Source organism: Chloracidobacterium sp. N (genome assembly GCF_018304765.1).
GTDB classification, from domain to species: Bacteria; Acidobacteriota; Blastocatellia; order Chloracidobacteriales; family Chloracidobacteriaceae; genus Chloracidobacterium; species Chloracidobacterium aggregatum.
In genome coordinates, this window is record NZ_CP072642.1 from 701,459 (window position 1) to 713,231 (window position 11,773).

At 64.5% G+C, this 11,773-nt stretch carries 8 protein-coding genes; 2 read left to right on the top strand and 6 right to left on the bottom strand.

Features of this window, described 5'->3' with window-relative positions:
* The 6 genes from J8C05_RS02995 to J8C05_RS03020 all read right to left on the bottom strand — a co-directional run bounded on the left by J8C05_RS02995 (position 1) and on the right by J8C05_RS03020 (position 8,148).
* On the bottom strand, positions 1-969 hold the full coding sequence (locus J8C05_RS02995; protein ID WP_211422723.1) for a DHH family phosphoesterase: 969 nt from the start codon (positions 967-969) through the stop codon (positions 1-3).
* Positions 970-1,035: 66 nt separating this feature from the next.
* Positions 1,036-1,458, bottom strand: a complete 423-nt coding sequence (gene rbfA, locus J8C05_RS03000; protein WP_211422724.1) for a 30S ribosome-binding factor RbfA — start codon at positions 1,456-1,458, stop codon at positions 1,036-1,038.
* 22 nt (positions 1,459-1,480) lie between these two features.
* Entirely contained in the window at positions 1,481-4,348 is a 2,868-nt protein-coding gene (gene infB / locus J8C05_RS03005; RefSeq protein WP_211422725.1) for a translation initiation factor IF-2, read from the bottom strand.
* 56 nt (positions 4,349-4,404) lie between these two features.
* The gene (gene nusA, locus J8C05_RS03010) at positions 4,405-5,919 is read right to left on the bottom strand and encodes a transcription termination factor NusA (RefSeq protein WP_211422726.1); all 1,515 of its coding nucleotides are present in this window, start codon (positions 5,917-5,919) and stop codon (positions 4,405-4,407) included.
* A 27-nt stretch (positions 5,920-5,946) separates the two neighbouring features.
* Positions 5,947-6,480 carry a ribosome maturation factor RimP gene (locus J8C05_RS03015; RefSeq protein ID WP_211422727.1) on the bottom strand — a complete coding sequence of 178 codons (534 nt, stop codon included), beginning with the start codon at positions 6,478-6,480 and terminating at the stop codon, positions 5,947-5,949.
* Positions 6,481-6,681: 201 nt separating this feature from the next.
* Positions 6,682-8,148 carry a M16 family metallopeptidase gene (locus J8C05_RS03020; protein WP_211422728.1) on the bottom strand — a complete coding sequence of 489 codons (1,467 nt, stop codon included), beginning with the start codon at positions 8,146-8,148 and terminating at the stop codon, positions 6,682-6,684.
* Between the two features lie 80 nt (positions 8,149-8,228).
* Here J8C05_RS03020 and J8C05_RS03025 point away from each other — a divergent pair, with 80 nt between their 5' ends.
* Together J8C05_RS03025 and J8C05_RS03030 are read left to right on the top strand one after the other, a co-directional pair.
* On the top strand, positions 8,229-9,281 hold the full coding sequence (locus tag J8C05_RS03025; RefSeq protein WP_211422729.1) for a glycosyltransferase family 9 protein: 1,053 nt from the start codon (positions 8,229-8,231) through the stop codon (positions 9,279-9,281).
* Between the two features lie 227 nt (positions 9,282-9,508).
* Positions 9,509-11,761, top strand: a complete 2,253-nt coding sequence (locus J8C05_RS03030) for a SpoIID/LytB domain-containing protein (protein ID WP_211422730.1) — start codon at positions 9,509-9,511, stop codon at positions 11,759-11,761.
* The last annotated feature ends 12 nt before the right edge of the window (positions 11,762-11,773 follow it).

The following is an 11,773-nucleotide window of genomic DNA, read 5'->3' on the forward strand; positions in this document are numbered from 1 at the left end:
TCAGTCGGCGGCTCGGGAGGCCGTCCCAAGCGCCGACTGCAACGAAGATAAAACGCGGTCCGCAACGCTGTCCTGGGTGCCGATGACAGTGCACCCGGAAGCATATTTGTGTCCGCCGCCGCCGAAACGTTCCGCAATTTTCGACACATCCACGTTGCCTTTGGAGCGCAGGCTGATGCGGAACTGTCCCGGATGAATTTCCTTGAAGAACACGGCGGCTTCGACATCCCGGATGGAAAGCGGGTGATTGACAATGCCTTCGAGGTCATCTTCGGTGGCATCGGCGGCTTCCATCATCTCACGGGTCATCGTCACCCAGGCCACCCGCCCGCTTTCGTCCCGTTGCAGCGTTGACAGGACACTGCCCAGCAGTTTGATTTTGCCGAACGAGTGGGACTCGTACAGCGCGCGGGCCACATGCGCCGGACGCGCCCCGCGCCGTACCAGCTCGGAGGCAATTTTGAAGGTGCGTTCGGTGGTGTTGGCGTAGTGGAACGAGCCGGTGTCCGACAGCAGTGCTGCATAGACGCACTCGGCAATCGGTTGGTTGATGTTGACGCCCAGGGCCTTGCAGAGGTTGTACATCATTTCGCCCACGGCGGCGGCCGTGGCGTCAATCCAGTTGATATGCCCGAACAGTGCGGTCGTGGTGTGGTGGTCAATGTTGACGATGAACTGTTTTTCGAGCCCCGGCAGACCCGGACGGTCCAGATCACTGCATTCGATGACAAATGCAGCGTCGTATGGTTCGTCAATCGCCGGGCGAACCTGCACTTCCCCTGCGCCGGGTAACTCCTGATAGGCCGGTGGAATCGGGTCGCGCATCACCACGACGACATCTTTGTGCAGCGCGCGTAGCCCCCAGTAAAGTGCCAGTGAGGAACCAGTGCTGTCACCGTCGGGACGGGCATGACCGGTGATCAGAAAGCGGTGCTTCGACTCGATGAGTTCGACCACCTGACTGAGCATAGGGCTTCAACTCCGTACATAGGGAATCCAACCAAGACAACCCGCGCCAGAGCGCACCCACGGCGGTCAGGGGCTGGGGGCATCGGCCGCGGGCAGGGCATCGGCGGCGTCCAGACGGGAACGCTCCTCGTCCAGAATGGCCTCAATCCGGGAAGCGGAAAGCAGGGTTTTGTCGAGTACGAAATGCAGGGTCGGCACCCGGTGCAGACCCAGGTGCTGCCCCAGGGCCTGCCGGATGAAGTCCGTGGCCTCATTCAGGGCGCGCACCGTCACCGCCAGGTTTGTCTCCCGGCCTCCGTCACTGCTGACATAGACGCGCGCGGCGGTCCCGGCGGCATTGAGGGCGACGTGGTGCACGATCACCGGGTCTACGCGCTCATCGTCCAGCTCAAAGCGCACGATCTCGTTGATCTCCAGGCGGAAAGCTTCGCACAGGCGTTCGCGGCGGTGGTTCCCCGGTCTCGCAGGCTGGCTTGCGCGGCGTCGCATCGTGGGTGGGTGACTCCTTAGATTACAGCTCCATGGCGGCGTATTTTTCGACGGTGTAACACTCGATGATGTCCCCTTCCTTGATGTCCGAAAAACGGTCGAGTCCAATGCCGCACTCGAACCCGGACTTGACCTCCGCGACATCGTCCTTGAACCGGCGCAGCGAGGCAATTTCACCCTCATAGACCACGACCGAATCCCGGACCAGACGCGCTTTGGCGGCACGTTTGACCAGCCCCTCCAGCACGAAACAGCCGGCCACGTTGCCCACTTTGGGAACTTTCACCACCTTGCGCACTTCCGCCCGCCCAAGCTCGACTTCCTTGGTAAGCGGATCGAGCATGCCGATCATGGCTTTGCGCACTTCTTCTTCGACTTTGTAGATGACGCTGTGCAGGCGGATGTCCACCCGCTCCTGCTTGGCCAGCTCGGCCACGCGCGGCGCCGGCCGGACGTTGAAGCCGATGATGATGCAGACGTGCGACATGTCGTTCGAGGCCGACGCCAGCATGACATCCGATTCCGTGATGGCGCCCACATCCGCCCGAATGACGCGGATGCTGACTTTTTCACTCGAAAGCTTCTGGAGCGTTTCGCGCAGGGCTTCAACTGACCCCTGCACGTCGGCCTTGAGGATGACAAGCAGTTCCTTGAGCTGTCCGCTCTTCATCTGCTGGTACATGTCTTCCAGCCCGCGCGCCGCACTGCTCATCAACTGCGCCATGCGCGCTTTGGACTGCCGGTAGTTGGCCAGTTCCTGGGCCCGCGCGGCATCGTCCACCACCTGGAACAGGTCGCCGGCTTTGGGGACGCCCTCCAGGCCGAGGACTTCAACCGGAACCGAAGGTCCGGCTTCCGTCACCGACCGGCCGCGATCATCAATCAGGGCGCGGACACGCCCGAAGTGCAGGCCCACGATGAACGGATCGCCCACCTTGAGCGTCCCCTGCTGAACCAGCACCGAGGCGACGGGACCGCGCCCTTTGTCGAGCCGCGCTTCGAGGACGACGCCCGAGGCCAGCCGTTTGGTGGGGGCTTTGAGGTCCAGGATGTCGCTTGTGAGCAGGATCATTTCGAGCAGGGCGTCAAGGTTGCGCCGGTGCTTGGCGGAAATCTCGACCATGACGGTGTCGCCGCCCCATTCCTCACAGATGAGACCGATGTCGGACAGTTCTTTTTTGACGCGCTCGACGTTGGCCTGGGGTTTGTCAATCTTGTTGATGGCCACGACGATGGGCACTTTGGCGGCCCGGGCATGATCAATGGCTTCGATGGTCTGGGGCATCACGCCATCGTCTGCCGCCACGACAATGACGGCCACATCCGCACCTTTGGCCCCGCGCGCCCGCATCATCGTGAAGGCTTCGTGACCGGGCGTGTCCAGAAAGACGATGCGGCGCAGTTTTTCCCGATTGTCCGGGTCGGGAACTTCGACGCTGTACGCCCCGATGTGCTGGGTAATCCCCCCGGCTTCACCCGCCGCGACCCGTGTATTGCGGATGGCATCCAGCAGGCTGGTCTTGCCGTGGTCAACGTGGCCCATAACGGCCACCACCGGCGCACGCGGCTCGATGTCATCGAGGGCGTCCGTCTCGATGGCCAACGTATCCTGCTGGTCATTGATGATTTCTTCGAGGCTGCGCACCGTAACCTCATAGCCGAACTCACGGGCGACCTCGCGCATGGCCTCTTCGGAAAGGGTCTGGTTAATGGTGGCCATGATGCCTTTGGTGAGCAGGATGGCCACAATATCTTTGGGCTTGACGTCTATTTTCTCCGCCAATTCCTTGAGGGTTGTGCCCTCAACCACCGTAACCGGTTTGAGTTCCGTAAAAACGGGCTTGAGTTTGGGGGGGGGCGCCGTAAAGCGATCGGGACGGTTCAGGCTCTTTTCAAAGTCACGTCCGCGGAGGGGCTCGGTGCGCCCTTTGGGTCCGCGCCGTCCGCGTCCACCCCGTGCGCGGTCCTGCGCAGGGGATGGTGGAACATACGTGGTGCGTGTCGTCGGTGGCGCCGTGATGTCCACCGTGGTGGGCGTGCGGTTGATGGGCGGACGCGCCACGCGACTGTCGCGGGAGTCCGGGCGCGCCTCCAGGGAACGGGGCGGTCCGCCGGTCCGCTCGGCGTGCGCCGGGTGCTCGGCCGCCGGTAGGCGTGGCGGAGGCACCTGCCGCGACGTCGGAACGGTAAAATGCCGAATCACCGGCTGGTTCGGTATGGCTGGTGGTACCGGCTTCGCTGCCGTGCTGCCGCCATTGGGCGGCTGGACCGGGGCTGACGGCGCCGCCACGGCAATGGTGGTGATGCTCGTGGTTGGCGCGGGTTTCGGCCCCGTGGCTTTCATTTCTGCCGTTTTGGTCGCTGCCGGTGGTGTCTCACCGGGGGCCATGTCACCCACCGGTTTTGGCTCCGCTGGCGGCGGGGAAAGCGTGACGACGCGCAGCGTGGACTCTGAAGCCGGGGTCTTCACCGGCGAAACAGACAGTGATTTCGCGGGTGAGGCCGCCGACGCGGCTTCGCGTGCCTGGCTCTCCATTGGCAAACCTGCTTCGGGTCCATGCTTGATGAGCCGGACGCTGGTAGCGCCGGTGGCCGGTTGGGAGAGCGTCGGGCTGGTTGGCTCGGTGGTGGGGACGGAGGGCGGTGGGACGTTGGGCAGAATGGTTCCTGACGGCAGCTTGACGAGCTTGCGGGTTGGCTGAAGGGGGGTGTCCGTGGAGGCACGGTTGGGGTTGTAGCGTTCACGTATCCGGTTGGCAACCGCCTGATCAATGCTGCTGGACGGGACATAGCCGCCACTGACGCCAATCCGCTGAAGGTCTTCGATGATCCGCTTGCTGTCCACCTTGAGTTCCTTGGCGAGCTCGTAAATCCTGATTTTCGTCGTCATGCGCGTTCCCTACCCTCCCTTTCCAACACTGGTTCCAGTCCGCCGGCCGCGGAGACTCAGGCGCCCGGCTGAGGCTCCGGCTCACCCTCTGGCGCGATGGCGTCTGTCGCCGGATGGCCCGGCGCCGCTGCGGCCGGAGCAGCGGTAGTGTCCGTTGAGGTTGGTGCGTCAGCGGTGGCCGCGGACTGGAGGGACACATCGGCCGTGCCCTCCGGCGTCGCTTCCGCCCCGGCTTCATGCTCTGGTGCTGCTTCCACTTCCGCCGTTTCAGATGTGGATTCAGATGCGGAGGTTTCGTCTGTATCAGGCGGCGGCAGGAGTTGTCTGGCCTGCTCAATCAGCGCCACAGCTTCATCGAAGCTGATGTCCAGGATACTGGCCACATCGTTGAGATTGGCATCGGCCAACTCTTCGAGGGTGGCAATCCCGGCTTTCTGCAAATACTGGGCATAGGCCGGATTGAGGGTCGTCAAATCGGTCAGCGGAACGTCCGGCCGTGAGAGCAGGGACTGGAACTGGCTGGCCACTTCGCGTTTCATTTCCGCATCGCTGCGGATGTCAATGTTCCACCCCACCAGTTTCGAGGCCAGCCGGACGTTCTGCCCCCGTTTGCCGATGGCCAGACTGAGCTGTGATTCCTCAACAATGACTTCGAGGCGCTGGTTGGTGAAATCGGTAATCTGGACGCGGCTCACCTTGGCCGGGGACAGCGCATTGGCGGCAAACACCACCGGGTCTTCCGACCACGGAATGATGTCAATCTTTTCGCCGCGCAGTTCCCGGATGACAGCCTGCACGCGCGAACCCTTCATCCCGACACAGGCACCCACCGGGTCCACGTCCGGGTCATTCGAGGCCACGCCTACCTTCGCCCGCTCGCCGGGTTCCCGCGCCGCCGCCTTGATGGTCACGGTTCCATCGTAGATTTCAGGGACTTCCATCTCGAACAGCCGCTTGAGCAGTTCGGGACTGGTGCGCGAAACGTGAACCTGCGGCCCCTTGGCATCTTTCGTCACCTGGGTGATGACGACGCGCACCCGGTCGTTCTGGCTGAAGTTTTCCGCCGGCGACTGTTCGGAGCGGGGAAGCAGGGCTTCCGTGCGCCCGATGTCGAGAATGATATTGCCCCGCTCAAAGCGTTTGACGACGCCGTGGACAATCTCCCCCACGCGCCCGATGTATTCGTTGTAGATGTTTTCGCGTTCGGCTTCCCGAACCTTCTGGACGATGATTTGTTTGGCCGTCTGCGCGGCGATGCGGCCGAGTTCCTCGAAGCGGTCCTGCCGTGGTTCGTAGAGCACGTCGCCAATTTCAGCCGTTTCGTCCGCCTGGAGGGCTTCCTCCAGCGAGACTTCCGTTTCCGGGGAGACGACGACATCGGTCACGCGCTTGGCCGCATAAAGTTCCATGCGGTGGCTTTCCTCGCTGTAAATGGCCACGAGGTTTTCATTCGACTTGAAGTGCCGCCGGGCCGCGGCCGTCACCGCATCCTGAAGGGCCTCGATGATGGTGCGCGGGTCAATGTTTTTGTCCCGGCTGATAGCCTGAATCTGCTCTGACAGTATGGACATAGCTTGCTTGCCTCCGTCTGGACACCGCTACGGTCTGGTATCCGCCGCTTCCCTTCCGCGTTCCCGTTCACGCGCCGCGCGTTTTTCTTCCGCCACGCGAAAGAGGTCTTCTGCCGTGACTTCGAGTTGGGCCTGCGCAATGTCGGAAAGCGCAATGGGTGTTTCCGCGCCCGTCTCATCGCACAGGACAATGACCGGTCCCTCTCCGGTCCGGACGGCACCAATCCGCCCGCGAAACAGCCGCCTGCCGTTGCGCGCCACCGTCGTCCGCAGCCGCACGCGATGACCGGTAAACCGTTGGTAGTCGGCCAACCGGTACAACTCCCGTTCAACACCGGGTGAGGAAACTTCCAGCGTGTAGGCCGTAGGCACCGCATCCAGGGCATCGAGATGTTCGCCGATCCGCCGACTGAGCGCCGCGCACTGGTCGAGTGTAACGCCGTTGGGGTGGTCCACCACGACGCGCAGCAGACGCCGCCGGCCGGCTCCTTTCATCTCACAAACGACAAACTCGAATCCATCCTGCGTCACGAGGCGTTCGATGGTTTCGGCAATGTCCAAGCTCTGGTTCCTCGGTGCTGAAGTCGTGAGGGCGACCGAATCCAACCGCCCCCTCACCGTCCTGTGCCGTCGGGCGTCTGGCAGGCGTTCACCGTCATGCTCCGCCTGTCTGCGCACCCAAAATAAGTCGTTCAGTATAAACAACTGCAATAAAAGGGCAAGGGCCGGTGCCCCGAATGCGGAAGGGAACGCCGTCCGGTTTCAGTCGCCCGGCGCGGGAGCGGTGAGGTGGTTACGCAGCCGGCGCGTCCGGGCTTCGTCCCCGATGATGACAAACCGCAGGTTGCCCATGTACTTCCGGGCCGCCGCCCGCACCTGCTCCGGCGTGACGGCCTGCAGCCGCTCCAGCGAGGTGAAGTTCTGGCGCCATCCGCCGCCCACCAGCTCGTACAGCGCCAGGGCCGCCACCTGCCCGCTGTTGGTTTCTTCAGCCAGATAGGTTGTGGTGAGAAATTGCGCCACCGTGGCGCGCAGTTCGGCCGGCTCAACGGGTTCGGTCTTGAGCCGTTCGATTTCCTTCAGCATCACTTCCACTGCCTGCGGGGCGGACACCGAAGAGACATAGATGCCGCCCAGGTTGGCCCCCTGGGCCGTCAGAAAGGCCGTCGGCGCATAGGAGAGGTTCCGCTTGACGCGCACTTCTTCAAAAATCCGGTCCCGCAGGACGGCTGCCGCCAGGCGCAGCGCCGGAAAGTCCGGTGCGGTGAGGGGCGGCGCCACATAGACGCCCTGCACATAGTCGGTCGGCAGGGAACGGTTGACAATCGTCACATCCGCTTCCGTCCAGGACAGGGGCGGCAGCGGCTTCGGAGGCGTTCCGGCCGGCAGCCCGGCAAACAGCCGGGTGGCCTCGGTGGCAAGGCGCTCAGGCGCAACATCGCCCACGACGACGAGCAGCATCCGTTTCGTCGTCAGAAGCCGGGCATAATGAGCGCGCACATCCGCCACACCCAGCCGCGCCAGAGCTTCCGGCGTGCCGGTCGGCGTCGCCGCGTAGGGGTGCTGGCGGTACACGGCTGTGGCCTGGGTTTTCTGCAACAGGGCATCGGGATCGTCTTCATCATCGAGCAGGGAAGCCAGCAGCCGCTCGCGCATCAGCGTGACATCCTCCGCCTCGAAACGCGGGTGGCGGACGACATCGGCAAAGAGTTTCCAGCTCTGCTCAAAGGTCTGGCGGGTGGTGGCCAGAGTGAGGGCCGAGTAATCGTACGTCACGAGGTAGCTCAGACTACAGCCCAGGCGGGCTGTCTCCCGGCGCAGAAGGGTGCGGGGAAAACGGCGGCTCGCCTCGGTGGCCGCCGCCAGCGTCAGTGCCTCGATACCGGCCTGCGCCGGCGCGACGTTGCCGGCTCCGCCGGCAAAGAACAGTCCGACCGCCACGGTCTGGCTGCCCGGACGCCGTTTGACGAGGGTTTTGACACCGGCAACGGTCTGCTCCGTGACGAAATCCTGCGGCCGGAGGCGGGGCGCGGTGTCCTGCGGCCGGGCCTGCACTGTCCAGTTGCCGGCCAATCCGCCGGCAACGACAAACGCCAGCGCCAGCACCAGTTGCCACCTGACCCGAGGCTTGTCATAAAGCCCGGTGTCGGGGTGTGTCCCGGATGTCATGTGGCGTGGCTGTGGCGTGGCGTTGTGCCACGGCTTCATCCAGCCCGATAGAATGTTCATGCCTACCTCTCGAAATCGGCTTCCCGTCAACACGGGACGGTACGGACAAAGCTACAACCCAACCGCCAGTGCCGCCAACCGTGATACCTGTACCTTTTGACCGCCCGGTGCTGTTCCGTCTGCGCTCAATCGGCGACACGGTGCTGATGACGCCGGTATTGAGTGCCCTGAAGGCGTGGCGGCCGGACCTGCCCATTGCCGTGGTGACGGAACCGCTTTCGGCGCCGCTGCTCGAACCGCATCCACTGGTGGATGAACTGCTTGTGATACCGCGCGCCCGGCGCGGCATCGCCGGCCTGGAGATGCGCCTTGGGGTCATTCGGCGGCTGCGGGCTGGGAACTTCGACATGGGTTTCAACCTGCACGGCGGCACAACCGCCGCCTGGCTGATGCGGCTGGCCGGTATCCCCCGGCGGGTTGGCTACGCGCTGCCCAACACGCGCTGGCTGCTGACGCACGTGGCGCCGGCCCCAACCGAAATCTGGCAGAAGTCCACGATTCACTGCGTCGAGCAGCAGCTCGGCCTGCTGAAGCTCGTCGGTGTGCCCGTGCCGTCGCCGCTTCCGCGGACGAAGCTCTACTGCGCGCCCCAGGCCCGCGCGGCCGTTACGGCCAGGCTGCGCCGGGCCGGTGTTTCCGGCCCCTACGCGGTCGTTCACCCGGCGGCGGCTTTCCAGAGCAAGCAGTGGGCGGCAACGCATTTCGCCGACATTGTGAACTATCTGGCACAGCGCGGGTTGCAGCCGGTCATTGTGGTTGGGCCGGGAGAGGAGCCGGTGGCCGAAGCCGTCCGCCGTGCCCTGCCGGCGGCTCACCGGGCGCTGTTTTTCACGGACCTGCCGCTTTCCGAAACCATGGCGCTCATTGCCGGCTGTGCCTTTTTCGTGGGCAACGACAGCGGCCCGGCCCACATTGCCGCCGCCTTTGAGCGCCCGCTCGTGGTCATTTTCGGTTCGTCGAATGAAACCGTCTGGTCGCCGTGGACGAACGTCCCGCACCGGGTGGTGCGCCACCGGTTGCCATGTGTCCCGTGCGCCGGGCCGGTCTGTCATGCCTTCCCGGAACCGGAATGTATCCGCCGGGTGACGGTGGCCGAGGTGACGTCCGCCATTGACGCTGTCTTTCCGGCTTAGTCTGCGCTTTGGCCGTTCTGCCGGACTGCCCTTGTCCTGCTCAGACGGGAATCAGGCTGACGACTGACCTCGCCGCGGAGAGGAACCCTTCATTCCCCATTCCTGTGGCGCACGTGCACGTGCAGCCCCGCATCAGGCCGTGCTACAACAGTCTGTCTCACCGTTTTCCAGGGTTGTTGGTTTCTATTGCTGCCGTTTTGGAAATGCTGCATGTGTTCTGTCGCCAGGTGGCATGGTTAGCGCTGGTGGCGCTTCTCGGCGCGTATCTGTCAGGACCGCTGTCCGCGCCGGGGCAGGTGACGCGCCCCCGGCGGGTTGGTATCCCGGCCGGGTCTGCTGCCAGCATTGCCGAGCCGGAAATCCGCATTGCGCTGACCACGAACGCCGACTTCGCCACCGTAACCTGTGAAGGGCCCATGGCCTGTTCTACCGGGGAGCAGACCGATGACGTACTGCCCATCACGGCCGGAAAGGCCACGGTGCAGCTTGAAGTCGGGACCCGCCCCGCGCCGGGCAGCGGGTCGGAGCGTTACCGCGTTGAAGTCGCGTCGTTCCGGTCCCGTGAAGCGGCCGCGGCAGCGGTTGTCCGGTTGCGCGAGCAGGTCGCCGGGCCGGTAACGACGCGCTATGACGCGCGTGAGCAGGCGTATGTCGTCGTTGTCGGGGATTGTGCCGCGCCGGAAGACGCCGAGGCGCTCATGGTGAGTGTGGTCAACGCCGGGTTTCGCCGTCCGGTCATCACCCGCGACGCAGCTCCGGGAGCTTCTCTTCCGCGCCTGGGCGTGACGGCCGAAGGCGGAAGCTCCCTGCTGCGCGGCGCACAACGCTGCACCTTCACGGCTCTGGAGGAAGAACGCGCGCCGCTCAAGGTTTCGGGCCAGTCCTACCGGGGACGCATCGAGGTTTTCCTCAACCGGCGCGGACGCCTGACCGTCGTCAACGTCGTGCCGCTGGAAGCCTACCTGCGCGGCGTCGTTCCCAATGAACTGTCGCCGACGGTGTTTTCCAACCTCGAAGCCCTCAAGGCCCAGGCGATTGCCGCCCGCACTTATGCCCTGAAAAATCGCGGCAAGTATGCCGCCGAAGGCTATGACCTGCTGCCGACGGCGGCTTCGCAGGTCTATCGCGGGCAGGGTTCGGAGCATCCGCTGTCGGACCGCGCGGTGCTGGAAACACGCGGCATCGTGGCCACCTACCACGGCGAACCGATAGATGCCCTCTACACTTCCACTTCCGGCGGGCGTACGGAAAGCTCCGAGTACGTCTTTGGCGCACCGCAGCCGTACCTGAAAAGCGTCTTGGTTGCTCCTCTTCCCCAGGTGCGGGCCGGGCGGTGGATCGTTTCCAGCCAGAGTGTCGAGCACTGGCAGGACCCGGAGGTGCGGCTGCTGGCACGGGATTGGGCCCTGCTGCGCGTTCTCGGTTTCACCCTGCCGGAACGGCCCGGCGCGGCATACTTCACCACTCCGGCAACTGCCCGTGAAGTCACCCTCTGGCTCAACCGGGCGGCGCGGCTGGCGACGGCCGGGCCGGGTGAGCGTCCCACGGGGACGGTGCTGCGGCTGGAGGGCTTTGTGCCGGCGTTGCTGGCGGCGCTCTATGGCGCGGAGTCGCCCGCCCGTCTGGTCACGCCGGAAGATGCCCGCTACTGGCTGGGCACGGAAGCCGAACGTTTCCCGCCAGAGGTACGGCCGGCGTTGGCCTACCTGGTACGTGAAGACATCCTGCGCCCGACGGCGCTGCTGAATGCCGGGCGGCCGCTGACCCGTGGCGTCGCCCTTGGTCTGCTGGCCCGGACACTGCTGGCGCGGGGCATCCCGGCGCTCCAGAGCGGCACGGCGCGGCCCTACGACGGCACGGCGCTGACGGTACGCCTGGGCAAGGGAAAGGATGAGCAACGCTGGACGGTCGCGCCGGACGCCTACCTGTTCCGTACCTTTGGCGGCGAATGCCTGCCGGTCGAGCGGGTCGAAATCATCGGTGGCGAGACCGTGCGCCTGTATGCCGATCAGGATGGGCGGGTGCGCTATCTCGAAGTTTCGCCGGTGCGCAACGGTGCCACCGGCGACCGGACTTCGCCGTTTTCGTGGTGGGAAGTACGGCTTTCCCCGGCTGAACTTCAGGCACAGCTTTCCAAAGCCGGCGTCAATGTGGGCGACATCCGCGAGCTGAAGCCGCTGGCGCGCGGCGATTCGGGGCGGGTGGCGCGTCTCCAGGTCGTCGGCGCAGCCGGGACCAGCACCCTGACCGGACTCAAGATACGTTCGGCGCTTGGCATCCGGGAAAATCTCTTTGTCATCCTGCACGAGCGGGATGCTGCCGGGCGGCTGACAGGCGTCCGGTTCATCGGACGCGGCTGGGGGCATGGCGTCGGGATGTGCCAGGTCGGGGCTTACGGGCTGGCGGTGGAAGGTTACACCCACGAGCAGATTCTGAAGCATTTTTACACGGGGATTGCCCTGACGCGGCTCTATCCCTGAATGTCCACTGAA